Genomic DNA, 19629 nt, shown 5'->3' on the forward strand with positions numbered 1-19629 from the left:
CCCAATTACGACAGTTTGTAGGACCAGGCCTGCCGGCCGGCTGATAGCGGGCTAAGATTCGTACCAGTGTTGGGTAAAGCGACCCTGTCCGCGCTGGATGTTTGGAGGAGCTGTTGACAGCCGAAGCGCCCCCTTTGGGAGAACTCGAGGCCATTCGTCCGTATCCGGCCCGCACCGGTCCCAAAGGGAATCTGGTCTACAAGCTGCTGACGACGACCGATCACAAGCTGATCGGCATCATGTACGTCGTCACCTGCTTCATCTTTTTCCTGATCGGCGGGTTGCTGGCGCTGCTGATGCGTACGGAGCTGGCCACGCCGGGCCTGCAGTTCTTGTCGAATGAGCAGTTCAACCAGCTGTTCACCATGCACGGCACGGTCATGCTGCTGTTCTATGCGACCCCGATCGTGTTCGGCTTCGCGAACCTGGTGCTTCCGCTGCAGATCGGGGCGCCCGACGTTGCGTTCCCGCGGCTGAACGCCTTTTCGTTCTGGCTGTTCCTGTTCGGCGCCACGCTGGGTATGGCCGGCTTCATCACGCCCGGTGGCGCCGCCGACTTCGGCTGGACCGCCTACACCCCGTTGACCGACGCCATCCACTCACCCGGCGTCGGCGGTGACCTGTGGATCATGGGCATCGCGGTCGGTGGTCTGGGCACCATCCTGGGCGCGGTCAACATGATCACGACCGTCGTGTGCATGCGTGCACCCGGCATGACGATGTTCCGGATGCCGATCTTCACCTGGAACATCCTGGTGACATCGATCCTGGTGCTGATCGCGTTCCCGTTGCTGACCGCGGCGCTGTTCGGGCTGGCCGCCGATCGCCACCTGGGCGCCCACATCTACGACCCGGCCAACGGCGGGGTGCTGTTGTGGCAACACCTCTTCTGGTTCTTCGGTCACCCCGAGGTGTACATCCTCGCGCTGCCGTTCTTCGGGGTGGTCTCCGAGATCTTCCCGGTGTTCTCGCGCAAGCCGATCTTCGGCTACACCACGCTGGTCTACGCGACCTTGTCGATCGCGGCCCTGTCCGTTGCCGTGTGGGCGCACCACATGTTCGCCACCGGTGCGGTGCTGCTGCCGTTCTTCTCCTTCATGACCTTCCTCATCGCGGTACCGACCGGGATCAAGTTCTTCAACTGGGTCGGCACCATGTGGAAGGGGCAGTTGACCTTTGAGACGCCGATGCTGTTCTCGGTGGGCTTTGCGGTCACGTTCCTGCTGGGCGGTCTGAGTGGGGTGCTGCTGGCCAGCCCGCCGCTGGACTTCCACGTGACCGACAGCTATTTCGTGGTCGCGCACTTCCACTACGTGCTGTTCGGCACCATCGTGTTCTCCACCTTCGCCGGGATCTACTTCTGGTTCCCCAAGATGACCGGTCGACTGCTGGACGAGCGGCTGGGCAAGCTGCACTTCTGGTTGACGTTCATCGGGTTCCACACCACGTTCCTGGTGCAGCACTGGCTCGGCGACGAGGGCATGCCTCGCCGGTACGCCGACTACCTGCCCACCGACGGCTTCCAGGGCCTGAACATCGTCTCGACCATCGGGGCGTTCATCCTGGGCGTGGCGATGATCCCGTTCGTGTGGAACGTGTTCAAGAGCTGGCGCTACGGCGAGGTGGTGACCGTCGACGACCCGTGGGGCTACGGCAACTCGCTGGAGTGGGCGACCAGCTGCCCGCCGCCGCGGCACAACTTCACCGAGCTGCCCCGCATCCGTTCGGAGCGCCCGGCGTTCGAGCTGCACTACCCGCACATGGTGGAGCGTCTTCGGGCCGAGGCCCACGTGGGTCGTCACCACGACGAGTTGGCCAAGGCAACGTCGAGCTGATGGAAACGCACCGCCTGGGCCGGTGCTCGGCGTGGCTGGGTGGTAATCGCGAGTGAGCGTGCCCGCCAAAGTGTCGGTGTTGATCACTGTCACCGGCATCGACCAGCCGGGTGTGACCTCCGCGCTCTTCGAGGTGCTCTCCAAGCATGGCGTGGAGCTCCTCAACGTCGAACAGGTCGTCATCCGGCGCCGGCTCACGCTGGGAGTGCTGGTGTCCTGCGCACCGGAAGTCGCCGACGGCGCCGCGCTGCGCGAGGACGTCGAAGCCGCGATCCATGAGGTGGGCCTGGACGTAACGGTGGAGCGCAGCGACGACCTACCGGTCATCCGGGAACCGTCGACGCACACCATCTTCGTGCTGGGCCGCCCGGTGACCGCCGGGGCATTCGGTGCGGTGGCCAAAGAGGTGGCGGCGCTGGGCGTCAACATCGACTTCATCCGCGGCATCTCCGACTATCCGGTCACCGGCCTGGAGCTGCGGGTCTCGGTGCCGCCCGGCACCTATCGACCCTTGCAGACGGCCCTGACCAAGGTCGCCGTCGACGAGCGGGTCGATGTCGCCGTCGAAGACTACGGGCTGGCCTGGCGGACCAAGCGACTGATCGTGTTCGATGTCGATTCGACACTGGTTCAGGGTGAGGTCATCGAGATGCTCGCGGCCCGGGCCGGTGCCGAGGGCACCGTGGCGGCGATCACCGAGGCCGCCATGCGCGGGGAACTGGACTTCGCGCAGTCGCTGCAACAGCGGGTGGCCACCCTGGAGGGCCTGCCGGCCACCGTCATCGACGATGTCGCCGCACAACTGCAACTGATGCCCGGCGCACGCACCACGCTGCGCACCTTGCAGCGGTTGGGGTTTCGCTGCGGCGTGGTCTCCGGTGGCTTCCGCCGGATCATCGAGCCACTGGCGCAAGAGCTGAACCTGGACTTCGTCGCCGCCAACGAGCTGGAGATCATCGACGGCACACTGACCGGCCGGGTCGTCGGCTCCATCGTCGATCGGCCGGGTAAGGCCGCGGCGTTGCGAGAATTCGCGGGGCGCTTCGGCGTTCCGATGGAACAGACCGTCGCGGTGGGCGACGGCGCCAATGACATCGACATGCTGGCCGCCGCCGGCCTGGGCGTCGCGTTCAACGCCAAGCCGGCCTTGCGCGCCGTGGCCGACGCGTCGTTGAGCCATCCATACCTGGATACCGTGCTATTTCTGCTGGGGGTGACTCGCGGCGAGATTGAAGCCGCCGACAACGTCGACGGCGTGATGCGCCGCGTCGAGATCCCCGAGGACTAAGCCGCCGCGCGCAATCGCGCTGAGCAGACGCAGACTCGCAGCAAAATCACCGATTTTGTGCGAGTCTGCGTCTGCTCGCGGGTGGGGGAGCGGGTAGCGCGCGAGTCTGTCGAACGCCTGATAAAGTTTTCAACTGATAAATTCACAGAAGCTGAAATTGTGGAATTTTAAGCGAGGTCGGGTGACGGAGCCGCTCTACAAGCTCAAGGCCGAGTTCTTCAAGACGCTGGGGCATCCGGCCCGGGTCAGGATTCTCGAACTGCTCTCCGAGCGGGACCATACGGTGGCCGAGCTGTTGCCGGAGGTGGGCCTGGAGTCGTCCAATCTGTCTCAGCAGCTCGGCGTCCTGCGCCGGGCTGGAGTGGTGAGCGCGACCAAGGATGGCAACACGGTCATCTACTCGATCACTTCGCCATTGATCGCCGAACTGATGGCCGTGGCGCGCCGGGTGTTGACCGGGATGCTCAGCGGTCAGGTCGCCATGCTCGAGGATCTGCGGGCCGGCGTTCCGGGCGCGGACAACTAGCGGGGCGGCGGGCAATGGGTTGGATCGCCAGAATCATGCGGCTGGGCCGGGTGGCCGAGAAGCTGGGGGACGAATCCACCCCGGCGGTGGCGGCGCCGGCCGGGTTGCGGGGGTCCCTGCAGGTGCGCCACGTCGATGCCGGGTCCTGCAATGGCTGCGAGGTGGAGATCTCCGGAGCGTTCGGGCCGGTCTATGACGCCGAGCGGGTTGGGGCGCGGCTGGTGGCCTCGCCGCGGCACGCGGATGCGCTGCTGGTCACTGGGGTGGTGACCAGGAACATGGCGCAACCTTTGAAGAACATCTTGGCGGCCACACCCCAACCGCGGGTGGTGATCGCGTGCGGCGACTGCGCCCTCAACCGTGGGGTGTTTGCCGACGCCTATGGGGTGGTGGGTGCGGTCAGCGAGGTCGTCCCCGTCGATGTCGAAGTCCCGGGCTGTCCACCCACGCCCGACCAGGTGGTTGCCGCGCTGCGATCGGTGACCGGCCGGTGACGGCGACACTGTCGGACGCACCGCCCGAGCATCAGGTTGCGCTGTCGGGCAACGGCTTCGGGGCGGTGCTGAGCGGCGCGACCACGGCGGGCATCGGCGCGTGCGGTACCGCCCTGGGGCTCACCGCGGTCTTCGGCGTGGTGCGGCAGGTTCACATTGCCTGGCTGGTGCCGCTGATCGGCGTCGATTTCGATATCGGGCGCCTCGGTGGGTTCTTCATTGCCCTCACGGGTGCGGTGGCCGTGGTCGCCGGCATTCACAGCATCGGGTATGCGCGCCGTGAGCACCTCGGTGCGGTCGCGCTGACCATGCTGCCGGTGTTTGTCACCGCGATGCTGCTGGTGCCCGCGGCCGGATCGGTGAGCACGTTCCTGCTGGCGTGGGAGCTGATGGCGATTTCCTCGCTGGTGCTGGTTGCGACGGATCATCGCCGCGCGCAGGTTCGTTCGGCGGCGGGCTACTACGCGGTGATGACCCAGCTGGGCTTCGCGACACTGCTGCTCGGACTGATGGTGCTGGCCGCCGCGGCCGGTACCGATCGCTTCGCCGACATGGCGGTGCCGTCGGAGGGGGTACGCACCTTCGTTTTCGTTGCGACATTGCTCGGATTCGGATCGAAGGCGGGCTTGCTGCCGTTGCATGCATGGTTGCCGCGGGCACACCCGGAGTCGCCCAGTCCGGTGTCGGCGTTGATGAGTGCCGCCATGGTCAACCTCGGCATCTATGGTCTGGTGCGGATTGATCTGCAGTTGCTCGGGCCGGGGCCCAAGTGGTGGGGCGTGACACTGCTTGTGATCGGCGCTTTTTCGGCCATGTACGGGGTGCTGCAGGCGTCGGTGGCCACCGATCTCAAGCGTCTGCTCGGGCATTCGACGATTGAAAACATGGGCCTGGTGACCCTCGGGCTGGGGGCGGCCACGCTGTTGTCGGCGGCCGGTGCCGGCCCGGCGGCCGTCATCGCGATGACCGCGGCCCTGCTACACCTGATCGCCCATGCGGCGTTCAAGAGTCTCGGATTCCTGGCCGCCGGTTCGGTTCTGGTGGCGACGCAACAGCGCGACCTGGACATGCTGGGCGGCCTTGCGCATCGGATGCGCTGCACCACCACATTCTTCGGTATCGCCGCACTCGGCGCTTCCGGATTGCCGCTCGGCGCCGGCTTCGTCAGCGAATGGCTGCTGGTGCAGTCGCTGATTCACGCCCGGCCCGAACACAACACCATCGTGGGCTTGGCCACCCCACTGGGAGTCGGTGCCGTCGCACTGACGACGGGGCTGGGGGTGGCCGCCATGGTGAAGGCATTCGGTACCGGGTTTCTGGCGCGACCCCGCTCGGGGTCGGCCGAGCGGGCGCGGGAAGCCCCGGCCACCATGCTCGTGGGCATGGCGGTCGCCGCCCTCGGGTGTGTGGTCATCGCGATCGCGCCGGCGGTCGTCACGGGACCGCTGCAATCGGTGCTGGACACCCTGCCCGCATCCAGGAATGCCGATCTGACCGACCTGGGCACGGTGTTGCGACTACCGGGGATGGACGGCTCGATCGCACCGGCACTGCTGGCCGCGGCCCTGCTGGTGGTGCTGGTGCTGGCTCGCTGGGGGTCACGTCACCGCCCGGAGCCGGTGACCTCGCCGCTATGGGCATGCGGCGCAGACGAACTCACCGCCCGGATGGAATGCACGCCGACCTCCTTTGCGCAACCGCTGCAACGCGTCTTCGACGACGTGCTGCGGCCCGATACCGACATCGAGGTGACTCACCTGGAAGCAACCCGCTATCACGTCGAGCAGATCGCCTATCGCGCCCATCTCAGCGATGCCATCGAAGACCGCGTCTACGCCCCGGTGTTGCGGGCACTGGCGTGGTGCGCGCAGGTGATCCGTCGCGCGCACAACGGAAGCGTGCACATCTACCTGGGCTACGGCGCCCTGGGCGTGCTCATAGTGCTGGTGGTGGCGCGATGAACCTGATGTCGGCGATGGCCGGGGCGGCGCAGATCGGCGCCGTCATTCTCGGTGCCCCGTTGGTGATCGGGCTGATGCGACAGATCCGGGCGCGATCCGAAGGGCGCTGTGGCGCGGGAATTCTGCAGCCCTGGCGCGATCTGCGCAAGCAGTTGCGCAAGCAGCAGGTCACCCCGGAGGGGACCACGGCGGTGTTTGCCGTGGCACCGGCCGTGGTGGCGGCAACCACCCTGCTGATCGCGGCGATCGCACCGCTGGTCGCCACCGGCTCACCGCTGGACCCGGTGGGCGACTTGTTTGTGGTGGTGGGCCTGCTGTTCTTGGGTACCGTCGCGTTGACCCTGGCCGGAATCGACACCGGGACTTCCTTCGGCGGCATGGGCGCCAGCCGTGAGATCACCATCGCCGCCTTGGTTGAACCCACCATCCTGTTAGCGGTCTTCGCGCTGTCCATTCCCGCGAAATCGGCCAATCTTGGCGCCATCGTCGCCTTTAGCCTCGAGAACCCGGCCGAAGTGGTGTCACTGGCCGGAATACTGGCCTTCGTAGCCTTGGTGATCGTCGTCATCGCGGAGACCGGCCGGCTCCCGGTCGACAACCCCGCCACCCACCTGGAGCTGACCATGGTGCACGAGGCGATGGTGCTGGAATACGCGGGACCACGGCTGGGCGTCATCGAGTGGGCCAGCGGCATGCGGCTCACCGTGCTACTGGCACTGCTGGCGAATCTCTTTGTGCCGTGGGGGATCGCGGGTGCGGACCCCAGCCTGATCGGGATTGCGGTCGGCATCGCGGCGATCAGTATCAAGGTCGCGATTGCCGCCGGTGTGCTGGCTACCGTGGAGGTGTTCATCGCCAAGCTGCGATTGTTCCGGGTGCCCGAATTGCTGGCGGGCTCGTTCCTGCTGGCGGTCACGTCAGCCAATTTCTTTACGGCCCAGGTGTGATGCGATGACCGATCTCAACTACGCCGGTGTGCTTGACCTCGCCCCAGCAGGGCTGGTCCTGACCGCAGTGCTGATCGTGTGGCGGCGCGACCTGCGCTCGATCGTGTGGCTGCTGGCGGCGCAGGGTCTTGCGCTGGCCGCGATCCCGATGATTCTTGGTGTGCACTCCCATGACTGGGAGCTCGTTGGCATCGGCCTGGCCCTTTTCGCGCTGCGCGCAGTGGTCCTGCCGTGGCTGCTGGCCCGTGCGCTGGGAGCCGAGAAACATGAGCAACGGGAGGCGACCCCGCTGGTCAACACCACCGCGTCACTACTGATTGCGGCGGTGCTGACGGTGGTCGCGTTGGCGGTCACCCGCCCCATCGTGGACCTGGACTCCAGCGCGGCGGTCAGTGCCGTACCGGGAGGTCTGGCGGTGGTGCTGATCGCGCTGTTCGTGATGGTGACCCGGCGCCACGCCATCTCACAGGCCGCGGGATTTCTCATGTTGGACAACGGGATCGCGGCCACGGCGTTTCTGCTCACGGCTGGGGTGCCGCTGATTGTCGAAATGGGTGCTTCGCTGGACGTGCTTTTCGCGCTGATCGTGCTGGGTGTGCTCACCGGACGACTGCGGCGGACGTTCGGCGGCACCGACCTGGACCGGCTACAGGAACTGCGGGACTGATGACTGCTTTGATTCTGGTGCCGATCGTGGCGCCACTGGTGGCGGCAGCCTTCGCACTGGCCGGCGGCTGGCGGCGCGCAACCGCGGTCCTCACCGTGCTGTCGGCGGTCGCTGTGCTCGGATCGGGCATTGCGCTTGGTCTTCAGGCAACGCCGCAACCACACCTGGTGCTGGGCGGCTTGCTGCGCGTCGACGCGTTGTCGGTGATCATGCTGATCGTCATCGGGGCCGTCGGCACCTTGGCGACCTGGGCGAGCATCGGCTACATCGATGCCGAACTCGAACACGGCCACACCGATCGCCGCGATGCCCGGCTGTACGGGGCGCTGATGCCGGCGTTCTTGGCGGCAATGGCGATCGCGGTGTCCGCCAACAACATCGGGTTGATCTGGGTCGCGGTGGAAGCCACCACGGTTGTCACCGCGTTTCTGATCGGACACCGTAGGACTCGCACCGCGCTGGAAGCCACCTGGAAGTACGTGGTGATCTGCTCGGTCGGCATCGCGGTGGCATTTCTGGGCACGGTGCTGTTGTACTTCGCGGCGCAACACGCCGGCGCCGACGGTGCCAACGCGCTCAACCTCGATGTCCTGACGGCCTGTGCGGCACACCTCAACCCGGCCGTCACGCGGCTCGCCGGTGGTCTGCTGCTGATCGGGTACGGCGCTAAAGTCGGCCTGGCGCCCTTTCACGGTTGGCTGGCCGACGCGCACAGCCAGGCCCCGGCACCGGTCTCGGCATTGATGAGCGGGGTGTTGCTTTCGGTGGCCTTCTCGGTGCTGATCCGCCTACGGCCGGTCATTGATGCCGCGGTGGGGCCGGGTTACCTGCGCGCCGGGCTATTGACGGTTGGGCTCACCACGGTGCTCATCGCGGCCTTCCTGCTCACCGTCGTCACCGATCTCAAGCGGATGCTGGCCTACTCCTCGATGGAGAACATGGGCCTGATCGCGATTGCGGCCGCGGCGGGAACCAAGCTGGCGATCGCGGCCCTGCTGTTGCATGTGCTTGCGCACGGCATCGGCAAGACGGTGTTGTTCCTGGCCGGTGGGCAGCTGCAGTCCGCGCATGACTCGGCGAGCATCGCCGACATCACCGCGGTGTTGTCGCGGTCGCGGGTGGTCGGCGTCTCGTTTGCCGTTGGTGTCGTTGTGCTGCTCGGGTTGCCGCCGTTTGCAATGTTTGCCAGCGAGGTGTCGATCGCCCGGTCGCTGGCCAACTCCGGGCTGGCCTGGGTACTCGGTGTGACATTGCTGTTGATGGTGGTGGCTTTCGCTGCGCTGGTGGCGAATTCGCGGCGGATGCTGCTCGGCGCCGCCAGCGAGGGTGCTCCGCGGATCGCGGTGCCCGCGACGGTGGCGGCGGCCCTGGTGACCGGCGTCGTGGCCTGCATCGCGTTGGGGGTCACCGCGGGACCGCTGGGCGGGCTTTTCGATGCGGCCGCGGGTCAGTTCGGAGCGAACTGATGGCACACAAGACGGTCAGCCGCACGGTTTCGGATGCCGAATTCGCCGAATCGGTGGCGGAACTACTGGCCGAGGGCTACCGGCTTGCGTTGGTCGTGGCGCACGACGATGGCGACGCACTGCGGGTGGTCTACCTGCTGGTGGCGGGACAGCCGGATCGGCGAGTCGAGCTGACGCTGCGCACCGGCGCGGCGAATCCGTCGGTGCCGTCGCTGGCGGAGTTGTCCATCCCGGCGGGCCGCTTCGAGCGGGAAATGATGGACCTGTACGGGATTTCGCCAGTGGGGCATCCGCAGCCACGACGGCTGGTGCGCCACGCGCATTGGCCGCAGGATTGGCATCCGATGCGCCGCGACGCCGGTGACCCGCCGCCCTTCGATGCGGTGGGACGCTTTCCATTCGTGACCGTTGAGGGCCCGGGGGTCTACGAGATCCCGGTCGGGCCGGTCCATGCCGGCCTGATCGAGCCCGGGCACTTCCGGTTCTCGGTGATCGGTGAATCGATACTGCGGCTCAAGGCGCGACTATGGTTCGTACACCGGGGCGTCGAGAAGCTCTTCGAGGGGCGAAATGCGCTGGGCGCCAGGGAGGCTGTGGAACTCGCCGAACGAATCAGCGGAGACAGTTCGGCGGCGCATTCGCTGGCGCACTGCCTGGCCGTCGAGGACGCGCTGGGATTGGATGTGCCCGAACCGGTGCACCGGCTGCGCGCCCTGCTGGTGGAATTGGAGCGGCTTTACAACCACGTGACCGATCTGGGTGCGCTGGCCAACGATGTGGGTTTTGCCCTGGCCAACGCCCATGCGCAGGGCATCCGCGAGCGGGTGTTGCGGATCAACCGGCGGGTCACCGGACATCGCCTGCTGAGGGCCGCGATGGCGCCTGGAGGCGTTGTGCTGCAGGAGCTTCCGGATCCGGCGGAGCTGCACGCGGTGGCCGCAGAGGTTGCCGAGATCAGCGAGCTGACGCTGCGAAATTCGGTCGTCTACGACCGGTTCGCCGAGACCGCGGTGCTGCACAGCGAGGATGCGCGCGCGCTCGGGTGCCTCGGCTACGTTGCGCGCGCCAGCGGCATCGCTACCGATGCCCGGCTGGATCACCCGACGGCCGAGCTGCCGGTCACCGCGGTTGCGGCCGGCGGAGGTGACGTCCTGGCTCGCTACACGATTCGGCGCGACGAGTTCGCCGCATCGGTCGCGTTGGCCTGCCACCTGGTCGAGAACCACCACGGTCGAACCCGGTTCGCGCCGCCGCCGGCGGCCAACGGCGCGCGGTCGGCGCTGACATCGGGCGTGGGGATCGTCGAAGGCTGGCGCGGCGCGGTGCTGCATCGGGTCGAAGTCGACGGCGCGGGCCGCATCACCCGATGCAAGATCGTCGATCCCTCGTGGTTCAACTGGCCCGCGTTGCCGGTCGCCATGGCCGACACCATCGTCCCGGACTTTCCCTTGGCGAATAAGAGCTTCAATTTGTCCTATGCCGGCAATGACCTCTAGTGCGGTGTAGGCCCCTCGCGGGGCCCGGCCCGGCGAACCCGGGCGGGGCGAGACGACCCGGCAACGGTTGCGGTGGCGCGGTACGGCACGATGGTCGAGTGTCTGAAGCTGGGCCTGATACAGCCGATCCCGACCTGTTGATCGACTTCAGAGACGTTTCGCTGCGTCGCGGCGGACGCACCTTGGTCGGTCCGCTGGACTGGGCCGTCGAAATCGACGAGCGTTGGGTGATCCTGGGCCCCAACGGCGCCGGCAAGACCTCCTTGCTTCGGATGGCCGCCGCCTCCGAGCACCCGTCCTCGGGGGTTGCCTTCGTCCTGGGCGAACGGCTGGGCCGGGTCGACGTGTCGGAGCTGCGCGCGCGCATCGGGCTGAGTTCCTCGGCCCTGGCGCAGCGCATACCCACCGACGAAGTGGTGCGAGACCTCGTCGTATCGGCCGGCTACGCGGTGTTGGGCAGGTGGCGGGAGCGCTACGAGGACGTCGACTACCGCCGGGCCGTCGACATGCTAGAGAGCCTGGGCGCCGAGCATCTGGCCGACCGCACCTACGGAACCCTGTCCGAGGGGGAGCGCAAGCGGGTCCTGATCGCCCGTGCGTTGATGACCGACCCCGAACTGTTGCTGCTCGATGAGCCCGCGGCCGGCCTCGACTTGGGCGGCCGCGAGGAATTGGTGGCGCGGCTGGCCGATCTGGCCGCCGACCCGGATGCGCCCGCCCTGGTGCTGGTCACCCACCATGTCGAAGAGGTTCCTCCCGGCTTCAGCCACTGCCTGCTGCTGGCGGAGGGCCACGTCGTGGCATCGGGCCTATTGTCCGACGTGCTCACCGCCGAAAACCTGTCGGCCGCATTCGGCCAACAGATTGCCGTCGATTTCGTCGACGGGCGATATTTCGCCCGCCGGATCCGCGCCCGCGCAGCCCACCGGAGGCAGCAATGAATTCCCCGCCAGACCCCGTTCCATTGCAGGCCAGGCCCGCAGCAACCGTGATGCTGGTCCGCGACACCGGGCTCGACACCGGACTCTCGGTATTCCTGATGCGACGACACGCGGCGATGGATTTCGCTGCCGGGGTGATGGTGTTTCCCGGCGGCGGCGTCGACGACCGGGACCGCAACGCCGACCTGGGCGGGCTGGGGGCCTGGGCCGGCCCGCCGCCGTTGTGGTGGGCCCAGCGCTTCGGCATCCAACCCGATCTGGCTGAGGCGCTGGTCTGCGCCGCGGCGCGCGAGACGTTCGAGGAATCCGGGGTGTTGTTCGCCGGACCGGCCGACGACCCCGACGGCATCGTCGGTGACGCCTCGATATACAGCGAGTCCCGCGCGGCGCTGGCCGACCACACGCTGTCCTTCGCGGACTTCCTGCGCCGCGAAAACCTGGTGCTGCGCGCCGATCTGCTGCGGCCCTGGGCGAACTGGATTACCCCGGAGGCGGAACGGACCCGTCGCTACGACACCTTTTTCTTCGTCGGAGCCCTGCCGGAGGGGCAGCGCGCCGACGGCGAGAACACCGAATCCGATCGGGCGGAGTGGATGCTGCCCCGTGATGCCATCGCCGACTTCGCCGCGGGCCGAAACTTCCTCTTGCCGCCGACCTGGACTCAGCTGGACGCGCTGGCCGGCCATACCGTCGCCGATGTGCTCGCCGTGGAACGCAAGATCGTGCCGGTGCAACCCAACCTCGCGCTCAAGGGCGACAACTGGGAGATCGAGTTTTTCGACTCCGATCGCTACAACCAGGCGCGGATCTCCGGCGGATCGACCGTTTGGCCGTTATGAACGAGTTCGTCAGCGTCGTGGCTGACCAGGGACTGGCCACCTTGGTGGTGTCCAGGCCACCCACCAATGCGATGACCCGCCAGGTCTACCGGGAGATCGTCGCGGCCGCCGACGAGCTGGGACGCCGCGACGACATCGGCGCAGTTGTGCTCTTCGGCGGCCACGAGATTTTCTCCGCCGGCGACGACATGCCCGAACTGCGGACCCTCAACGCCCCGGAGGCCGACACCGCCGCCCGGGTCCGGCTGGAGGCCATCGATGCGGTGGCGGCGATTCCGAAACCAACCGTGGCGGCCGTCACTGGATACGCGTTGGGCGCGGGGCTGACCCTGGCGCTGGCGGCCGACTGGCGGGTCAGCGGTGACAACGTGAAGTTCGGCGCGACCGAGATCCTCGCCGGCCTGATTCCCGGCGGCGGCGGCATGGGGCGCCTGACCCGCGTGGTCGGGTCCAGCAGAGCGAAGGAGCTGGTTTTCAGCGGGCGATTCTTCGACGCCGAGGAGGCCCTCGCGTTGGGCCTGATCGACGACATGGTGGCCCCCGACGACGTCTACGACTCCGCCGTCGCGTGGGCCCGCCGCTATCTGGAATGCCCGCCGCGCGCCTTGGCCGCCGCCAAGGCGGTCATCAACGACGTCTTCGAACTGGAAGCCACCGAGCGGGCCGCCGCGGAACGGCGCCGCTATGTCGAGCTGTTTGCCGCTGGTCAGCGCGGTCCTGACGGCCGTGGGCCGGGCGGTGGTAACACGGGCGACCAAGACGGTCGTTAGGCTGCCCTGCATGACGAGGAGCTCGGAGATACCTGCCGACGCGGCGCCCAACCCGCACGCCACTGCCGAAGAGGTGGAGGCCGCCCGGCACGACAGCAAGCTCGCCCAGGTGCTCTACCACGATTGGGAAGCCGAGAACTACGACGAGAAGTGGTCGATCTCGTATGACCAGCGTTGCGTCGAGTACGCCCGGGGCCGCTTCGACGCCATCGTGCCCGCCCAAGTCCACGCCGATCTGCCGTATGAGCGGGCGTTGGAGCTTGGCTGTGGTACCGGGTTTTTTCTGCTCAACCTGATCCAGGCGGGGGTCGCCCGGCGCGGCTCGGTGACCGACTTATCCCCGGGCATGGTCAAGGTCGCCACCCGCAACGGGCAGTCACTGGGGCTCGACATCGATGGCCGAGTGGCCGACGCCGAGGGCATCCCCTACGACGACGACACGTTCGACCTGGTGGTCGGGCACGCCGTGCTACACCACATCCCCGATGTCGAGTTGTCGCTGCGTGAAGTGATGCGTGTGTTGAAACCGGGCGGCCGGTTCGTGTTCGCGGGGGAGCCCACCACGGTGGGCAACGAGTACGCCCGCACGCTGTCCACCCTGACCTGGCGAATCGCCACCAACGTCACCAAACTGCCCGGCCTGGGCGGCTGGCGGCGGCCGCAGGAAGAGCTCGACGAATCCTCGCGGGCCGCGGCCCTGGAGGCCATCGTCGACCTGCATACCTTCGCCCCCGAGGACCTGGAACGGATGGCGAAAAACGCCGGGGCGATCCGGGTCGAGACGGCCAGCGAAGAGTTCAGTGCCGCCATGTTCGGCTGGCCGGTGCGCACGTTCGAATCCTCGGCGCCGCCCGGGCGACTGGGCTGGAACTGGGCGAGGTTCGCCTTCAACGGCTGGAAGGCACTGAGCTGGATGGACGCCAACGTCTGGCGGCATGTGGCGCCCAAAGGCTGGTTCTACAACGTGATGGTCACCGGGGTTAAGCCCTCCTGAGCCCTGCGGGCACCGGCGTCGTTTTCGGCGTCGACGACGTCGCCTACCTGCGCTCCGACGCAGGTACCGCCGCCCTTCGCGCGGTCGCCGATCTGGAACTGCGGGACGCGACCCGAATCGCCGACATCACCGCGGCGCGCGCCCGCTTCGGCGAGCGCACCCCCATGCTGATCGAGACGACCCTGCTACGACGCCGGGCCGTGGCAAAACTGGGTGGGCTGTGCCCGAGTACGCCGGTGTCGGACTGGCTGTTCACCGACACCGCCTTGCAGCAGGCCACGGTGGCGGCGGTGGCCCTGCACCGGGCCAGGCGATTGGCCGATCTGACGGTGCACGACGCGACCTGCTCCATCGGCACTGAGCTGGCCGCGCTGTGCCGATCGGCGGCGACGGTGATCGGCAGCGACATCGACCCGGTACGGCTGGCGATGGCGCGCCACAACCTGGGGGGCGCGGTCGGGTTGTGCCGTGCCGACGCGCTGCGGCCGGTGACCCGGGACACGGTCGTCCTGGTCGATCCGGCGCGTCGCAGCAAGGGGCGCCGGCGCTTCAGTCCGGCCGATTATCAGCCCGGGCTGGGGCCCGTTCTCGACGTCTACCGCGATCGGCCGCTGGTGGTGAAGTGCGCGCCCGGGATCGATTTCGATCAGGTGAGTCGCCTGGGTTTCGACGGCGAAATCGAGGTGACGTCCTACCAGGGCTCGGTTCGCGAGGCGTGCCTGTGGTCGCGGGGCCTGGCCGCAGCTGGGGTGCGCCGTCGGGCCAGCATCCTCGACAGCGGCGAACAGATCACCGATTCCGAGCCCGACGACTGCGACGTGCGTCCCGCCGGGCGCTGGATCATCGATCCCGACGGAGCGGTGGTCCGGGGCGGCCTGGTGCGCCACTACGGCGCCAGGCACCGGCTGTGGCAGCTCGATCCCAATATCGCCTATCTGTCCGGCGACACCCTGCCAGAAGGGATACGGGGCTTCGAGGTGCTCGAGGCGCTACCGTTCGACGAGCGGCGGCTGCGTCAGGCCCTGAACGCGCTGGACTGCGGAGCGCTGGAGATTCTGGTCCGGGGCGTGCAGGTCGATCCTGACGCCCTGCGCCGGCGGCTACGGCCGCGTGGCGGCCGCGCGCTGTCGGTGGTGATCACGCGCATCGGTACGGGAAGCGCCAGCCACGTGACGGCATACGTTTGCTGTCCGTCGCGGTAGCGTCCGGGTACGCTGGCGGCGGTTACCCCTTTGCAACGCCACCGTCCGTTTTGGTCTGCGAGGAAAAATCAACGATGCGCTTAATGATTGCGGCCGCAATGCTTGTCAGTGCGGTCCTATTGGCTTGGCCGGCTGCCGCCGAGCCGCCGTCCTGTGCCAGCCTCGGCGGCAACGTCGAAGGCGCTCAGATGTGCCACATCCACGCGACGGGATCCACGTACACGTTGGACATCACGTTTCCCCAGGACTACCCGGATCAGCAGGCGCTGACCGACTACATCACCCAGAACCGGGACGGGTTCGTCAGCGTGGCGACCGGGTCCGGGCGACGTGATCAGCCCTATCAGATGGACGCCACCACCGAACAACACGCCGCCGGCCAGCCGCCGCACAACACCCGCAGCGTGGTGCTGAAGTTCTTCCAGGATCTCGGTGGCGCACACCCCTTCACCTGGTACAAGGCTTTCAACTACAACCTCGGGACCAAGCAGCCGATCACCTTCGACACCTTGTTCGCGCCGGGGACCACCCCGCTGGACGCCATCTACCCGATCGTCCAGCGCGAGCTGGCGCACCAGACCGGGCTCGGTGTGGCGATCCTGCCCTCCAATGGTCTGGACCCGACGCACTACCAGAACTTCGCCATCACCGACACCGACGTGATCTTCTATTTTGCTCAGGGTGAGCTGCTGCCGTCGTTTGCCGGCGCTACCCAGGCCCAGGTGCCGCGCAATGCCATCCCGCCCCTGGCGATCTGAGGTTCACACGGGGCCGGCCAGCGATTCCATCGCCGCGGCGCCGATGCCCAGCGTCAGCTGGGCCACACACCCGATGATCGGCACCACGAAGGCCACGTTGTGCCGTGCGAGCCGGTACACGCTGATGATGAGATCGGCGAGAAATATCACGATGCCGCCCCAAAAACCCAGCCCGATCGCTTTGTCGACCCAGGAGGGATCACCGCAGGTCTGGTAGCCGCACGGGTCGGTACCCATGACGAGCAGGCCCAACACCAACATCGTCACCACGAATAAGAAGGCGTGCAGGACCAGCAGGGCGATGGTGAGGGTGACATTTACCGCTCGATGGGCCTTGGCGCGACGGCTGCCGGCGCCGCCGGTGTGCACCGGGGCGAGATCGTCGGTAGACACCCAACAAGTATGGCCGCTAGGCCGGCGCGAAGCTGTATACCTGGCCGTCGCTGGTCGCAGTTACCACGCGGCCGTCGACGGCGATCGACACCCCGACCGGATATCCGGTCGCCGCGGGCAGCGAATAGCTGTTGATCGTGTGGCCGTCCGCCGGGTTGAACACCAGCAACGACATACCGGGTCCGCCTTCGTGGGGCGGACCCGCGACGATCGTGTAGCCGACGTTTCCGGCCGCCAGGCTGGACGTCGATAGGGGCGTGACGTCATCGCGGCGCCAGGCCTGGTCGGCATGGTCGCCCGCGTCGCGAAACGCCGCCAGCCGGGTGTCGGGGCCGCCGCCGGAAACGATCAGGCCCTCCGGGGTGACCGTCGACGGTGTCTGAGCCAGAAATCCCAACGGCACCGACCACTTCACCTTGCCGTCCGTTGCGTGCAGGGCCCACAGCCGTTGGTCGCAGCCGTTGACGTACACGGTTTCGCCGTCGGCCGATAGCACCGGACTGGCAAGCACGCCGTCTTTGACGGCGTCGCTGGTCCACTCCCGAACCAGTTGCTGCGCGTGGTACTTGAGCCCGACCAGCCCCGCCGCCGGCGCTCCGGGTTGCCAGACGCCGACCACCACCGTGCCGTTGACCTTCGAGAACGCCGGGGCCGCCGCCACCGGGCAGCCCTGTCGTGCCGGAGCGCAGTCGGCCAGACCACGCGCCGGATCAGTCGGATCGACGCCCTCCACCAGATCCATCGGGCTGCCTACGATCTTGCCGCGGTGGGCGTCGAACACCAGCATCTGTCCCAGATGGGTGGCCACGAGTAGGTGGCCGTTGCCCAAAAATCGCGGGGTGGACGGCATGCCGATCACCGGTTGGCGCCAGCGCGTCCACTGGGTGACGGGGAAGGCAACGATCGCGCCCGGCTGGCCGACGTAGAGGTTGTCGAATCCGTCGAACAACGGACCGGCGAAGCCGCCGCCCTGGACCAGCCGAACACACCAGCGTTGCCGGCCGTTGTCGTTGTTCTCCCACTCCATCAGCGAACACCCGGCCGGGGTCTGCGAGTTGAGCGCGAGGTAGCCGCGCCCGCTCAACGCCGGCCCGGCGGCCAGACTTCCCTTGACCGAACGCGTCCACTTCAGCGCCAGCTTGCTGGAGCCGGCGGTGGTGGTGTAGCTGCTGTTGGCGGCGTCGCCGTACTGTGCGGGCCAACCTAGCGCGGGTGCGGCGTCCACCCACGAATCGGTATTGCCGCAGCCGCCCAGCCCGATCGTGAGTGCAGCCGCGAGAGCGGTCGTCAGGAGACGTCGGGCAAACACCGGATGATTTCGCAGGGTTCCCAAATCCTTCCGCTACGCGGTAGCTCACGGGGTCCGGCCCGTCTGCATGAGCAGCGATCGAGTACAGGTGAGGGTAACGCGTGGCGGTGTACTCGTGGCGATTGCCCGACGTCCTTCGGGGTGGTCAGGCCTCGGGACGCTGTGCGTCGTGCATCGGCGTCACGCTAGGCTTTCCGCCCATGACGACCATGTGGGGTGCGCCGCTTCATCGCCGCTGGCACGGGTCGCGGTTGCGGGACCCCCGCCAGGCCAAGTTCCTGACGCTGGCATCGCTGAAATGGGTGCTGGCCAACCGCGCGTACACGCCGTGGTACCTGGTGCGGTACTGGCGGCTGCTCAAGTTGAAACTCGCCAACCCGCACATCATTACCCGGGGCATGGTCTTCCTCGGGAAGGGCGTGGAAATCCATGCGACACCTGAGCTGGCGCAGCTCGAGATTGGCCGCTGGGTGCACATCGGGGACAAGAATACCATTCGTGCCCACGAGGGATCGCTGCGCTTCGGCGACAAGGTGGTGCTGGGCCGCGACAACGTCATCAACTGCTACCTCGACATCGAGTTGGGGGACTCGGCGTTGATGGCCGATTGGTGCTACGTCTGCGACTTCGATCACCGGATGGACGACATCAACGTCCCGATCAAAGACCAGGGGATCATCAAGTCGCCGGTGCGGATCGGGCCTGACACCTGGGTCGGTGTCAAAGTGACGGTGCTGCGTGGCACGTCGGTGGGGCGCGGTTGTGTGCTGGGCGCGCATGCGGTGGTCCGTGGTGACATCCCCGACTATTCGATCGCGGTGGGATCACCGGCCAAGGTGGTCAAGAACCGCCAGCTGTCCTGGGAGACCTCGGCGGCTCAGCGCGCGGAGCTGGCCGCGGCGCTGGCCGACATCGAGCGCAAGAAGGCGGCTCACTAGTCGGCGGTGCGCCTGGCGCCTCAGGCGGTGGCGAACAGATGATTGTGTGCGATCCACTCGCTGATCCGAGCCATGGTGGCCGGTAGCACTCGCGCCGAGAACACGAGATGGTCGGAGCCGGGAATCTCGACGAAGGTGCCGTTGCGGTACCGGCCGGCCGTTTGGCGTGCGATCGCGCTCCCCACGATGCGGTCGTACTCGCCGCCTAACACCAGAACCGGACCCGTGACCGCGGGGTAGTCGACGCGCGCGACCTTGGAGCGGTCCAGCCAGGGCAGGGCCAGCTCGAAGAACAACACGCGTCCGGACTCGCAGACCAGATCATCGAACATTTCCCGGGCCGCGCCGGCCGACTGGGCTCCGGCGATACCGGTCCGAAACCGGGGCCACGACGGGGGCGCTACCGGCTTGGTCCATGGCCGCGGCCGCAGCGCGTGCCGCATCGAAAGGCCCGCCGTTGTGCGGTTCAGACCAACGGGTCCGACCGGCGAGGGGCAGGCGGCGACCACGCCGATGTGGCGGGTTCGCGCTGCCACCAGCTGGACCAGCAGGCCGCCCAGGGAGTGTCCGACCAGCAGGGGCGCGGAGTCGAGCGAGGCCACCAGCTCGACCAGGTCATCGGCGTAGTCACGCAGGCTCAGCGTGGCAATGCGGGCCGCGCCGTCGGGCAACGGCAATTCGTGATGGCGCAACGTCGGAGTGTGGACCGTGTAGCCGTGGTGTTCGAAAGCGGACCGGGCGCCGGCCAGCTGCCGGCCGCGGCTCCATGCGCCATGAATCAGGACGACATGTTTGCGCACTCCTG

Annotated in this window: 19 protein-coding genes; 16 read left to right on the plus strand and 3 right to left on the minus strand. The window is 67.4% G+C overall.

All coding sequences use genetic code 11. The features are described from left to right. The first annotated feature begins 113 nt into the window (after positions 1–113). The 15 genes from ctaD (at position 114) to MMSP_RS09670 (ending at position 16184) form a co-directional block, all read left to right on the plus strand. Entirely contained in the window at positions 114–1835 is a 1722-nt protein-coding gene (gene ctaD, locus MMSP_RS09600; protein WP_012393478.1) for a cytochrome c oxidase subunit I, read from the plus strand. A 58-nt stretch (positions 1836–1893) separates the two neighbouring features. Further along, entirely contained in the window at positions 1894–3123 is a 1230-nt protein-coding gene (gene serB, locus MMSP_RS09605; protein ID WP_015355083.1) for a phosphoserine phosphatase SerB, read from the plus strand. A 181-nt stretch (positions 3124–3304) separates the two neighbouring features. Further along, positions 3305–3649, plus strand: coding sequence for a helix-turn-helix transcriptional regulator (locus MMSP_RS09610; RefSeq protein WP_012393480.1), 345 nt, complete (start codon positions 3305–3307; stop codon positions 3647–3649). A 14-nt stretch (positions 3650–3663) separates the two neighbouring features. Further along, a complete protein-coding gene (locus MMSP_RS09615; protein ID WP_020786467.1) occupies positions 3664–4143 on the plus strand; it encodes an NADH-quinone oxidoreductase subunit B family protein in 480 nt (159 codons plus the stop codon). Then, a complete protein-coding gene (locus tag MMSP_RS09620) occupies positions 4140–6104 on the plus strand; it encodes a proton-conducting transporter membrane subunit (RefSeq protein WP_020786468.1) in 1965 nt (654 codons plus the stop codon). The genes MMSP_RS09615 and MMSP_RS09620 overlap by 4 nt, the downstream gene beginning before the upstream one ends. Positions 6105–6109: 5 nt before the next feature. Next, positions 6110–7051 (plus strand): respiratory chain complex I subunit 1 family protein, encoded by a 942-nt coding sequence (locus MMSP_RS09625; RefSeq protein ID WP_152522486.1) that lies wholly within the window; start codon positions 6110–6112, stop codon positions 7049–7051. Positions 7052–7055: 4 nt separating this feature from the next. Further along, a complete protein-coding gene (locus tag MMSP_RS09630) occupies positions 7056–7718 on the plus strand; it encodes a hydrogenase HycP_1 (RefSeq protein ID WP_015355087.1) in 663 nt (220 codons plus the stop codon). After that, positions 7718–9184: a proton-conducting transporter membrane subunit gene (locus MMSP_RS09635; RefSeq protein WP_020786470.1), complete on the plus strand. Its 1467-nt coding sequence runs from the start codon at positions 7718–7720 to the stop codon at positions 9182–9184. The genes MMSP_RS09630 and MMSP_RS09635 overlap by 1 nt, the downstream gene beginning before the upstream one ends. Then, a complete protein-coding gene (locus MMSP_RS09640) occupies positions 9184–10680 on the plus strand; it encodes an NADH-quinone oxidoreductase subunit C (RefSeq protein WP_020786471.1) in 1497 nt (498 codons plus the stop codon). The genes MMSP_RS09635 and MMSP_RS09640 overlap by 1 nt, the downstream gene beginning before the upstream one ends. A 98-nt stretch (positions 10681–10778) precedes the next feature. Next, positions 10779–11621, plus strand: a complete 843-nt coding sequence (locus MMSP_RS09645; protein ID WP_020786472.1) for an ABC transporter ATP-binding protein — start codon at positions 10779–10781, stop codon at positions 11619–11621. Beyond that, a complete protein-coding gene (locus MMSP_RS09650) occupies positions 11618–12460 on the plus strand; it encodes a hypothetical protein (protein ID WP_015355090.1) in 843 nt (280 codons plus the stop codon). Before MMSP_RS09645 ends, MMSP_RS09650 begins: the two co-directional genes overlap by 4 nt. Continuing rightward, positions 12457–13230 (plus strand): enoyl-CoA hydratase, encoded by a 774-nt coding sequence (locus MMSP_RS09655; protein ID WP_012393489.1) that lies wholly within the window; start codon positions 12457–12459, stop codon positions 13228–13230. The genes MMSP_RS09650 and MMSP_RS09655 overlap by 4 nt, the downstream gene beginning before the upstream one ends. Positions 13231–13240: 10 nt before the next feature. Further along, on the plus strand, positions 13241–14224 hold the full coding sequence (locus MMSP_RS09660) for a class I SAM-dependent methyltransferase (RefSeq protein WP_020786473.1): 984 nt from the start codon (positions 13241–13243) through the stop codon (positions 14222–14224). A 164-nt stretch (positions 14225–14388) separates the two neighbouring features. Then, the gene (locus MMSP_RS09665) at positions 14389–15426 is read left to right on the plus strand and encodes a class I SAM-dependent methyltransferase (RefSeq protein ID WP_020786474.1); all 1038 of its coding nucleotides are present in this window, start codon (positions 14389–14391) and stop codon (positions 15424–15426) included. 74 nt (positions 15427–15500) lie between these two features. Further along, entirely contained in the window at positions 15501–16184 is a 684-nt protein-coding gene (locus MMSP_RS09670) for an esterase (RefSeq protein ID WP_020728139.1), read from the plus strand. Positions 16185–16187: 3 nt separating this feature from the next. Here the strand turns inward: MMSP_RS09670 and MMSP_RS09675 are convergent, their stop codons facing one another. Together MMSP_RS09675 and MMSP_RS09680 are read right to left on the minus strand one after the other, a co-directional pair. Next, positions 16188–16577 (minus strand): DUF6264 family protein, encoded by a 390-nt coding sequence (locus MMSP_RS09675; protein WP_012393493.1) that lies wholly within the window; start codon positions 16575–16577, stop codon positions 16188–16190. A gap of 16 nt (positions 16578–16593) precedes the next feature. After that, positions 16594–17910, minus strand: a complete 1317-nt coding sequence (locus MMSP_RS09680) for a PQQ-binding-like beta-propeller repeat protein (protein WP_051153650.1) — start codon at positions 17908–17910, stop codon at positions 16594–16596. 176 nt (positions 17911–18086) lie between these two features. Between MMSP_RS09680 and MMSP_RS09685 the strand changes: the two genes are divergently transcribed. Then, positions 18087–18824: an acyltransferase gene (locus MMSP_RS09685; RefSeq protein WP_036426396.1), complete on the plus strand. Its 738-nt coding sequence runs from the start codon at positions 18087–18089 to the stop codon at positions 18822–18824. Positions 18825–18844: 20 nt separating this feature from the next. On the opposite strand, the gene MMSP_RS09690 is transcribed toward MMSP_RS09685, so the two are convergent. Beyond that, positions 18845–19624, minus strand: coding sequence for an alpha/beta hydrolase (locus MMSP_RS09690; RefSeq protein ID WP_020786477.1), 780 nt, complete (start codon positions 19622–19624; stop codon positions 18845–18847). Positions 19625–19629 lie beyond the last annotated feature (5 nt).

It is taken from the genome of Mycobacterium sp. 012931, assembly GCF_000419295.1.
In the GTDB taxonomy this organism is placed as follows: domain Bacteria; phylum Actinomycetota; class Actinomycetes; order Mycobacteriales; family Mycobacteriaceae; genus Mycobacterium; species Mycobacterium marinum.

Bases quoted from the DNA above. Each gene is read 5' to 3' on its own strand.
- MMSP_RS09615 (WP_020786467.1), top strand. From the start codon at position 3,664: ATGGGTTGGATCGCCAGAATCATGCGGCTGGGCCGGGTGGCCGAGAAG.
- MMSP_RS09625 (WP_152522486.1), top strand. From the start codon at position 6,110: ATGTCGGCGATGGCCGGGGCGGCGCAGATCGGCGCCGTCATTCTCGGT.
- MMSP_RS09630 (WP_015355087.1), top strand. From the start codon at position 7,056: ATGACCGATCTCAACTACGCCGGTGTGCTTGACCTCGCCCCAGCAGGG.
- MMSP_RS09635 (WP_020786470.1), top strand. From the start codon at position 7,718: ATGACTGCTTTGATTCTGGTGCCGATCGTGGCGCCACTGGTGGCGGCA.
- MMSP_RS09640 (WP_020786471.1), top strand. From the start codon at position 9,184: ATGGCACACAAGACGGTCAGCCGCACGGTTTCGGATGCCGAATTCGCC.
- MMSP_RS09650 (WP_015355090.1), top strand. From the start codon at position 11,618: ATGAATTCCCCGCCAGACCCCGTTCCATTGCAGGCCAGGCCCGCAGCA.
- MMSP_RS09655 (WP_012393489.1), top strand. From the start codon at position 12,457: ATGAACGAGTTCGTCAGCGTCGTGGCTGACCAGGGACTGGCCACCTTG.
- MMSP_RS09660 (WP_020786473.1), top strand. From the start codon at position 13,241: ATGACGAGGAGCTCGGAGATACCTGCCGACGCGGCGCCCAACCCGCAC.
- MMSP_RS09665 (WP_020786474.1), top strand. From the start codon at position 14,389: ATGCTGATCGAGACGACCCTGCTACGACGCCGGGCCGTGGCAAAACTG.
- MMSP_RS09670 (WP_020728139.1), top strand. From the start codon at position 15,501: ATGCGCTTAATGATTGCGGCCGCAATGCTTGTCAGTGCGGTCCTATTG.
- MMSP_RS09685 (WP_036426396.1), top strand. From the start codon at position 18,087: ATGACGACCATGTGGGGTGCGCCGCTTCATCGCCGCTGGCACGGGTCG.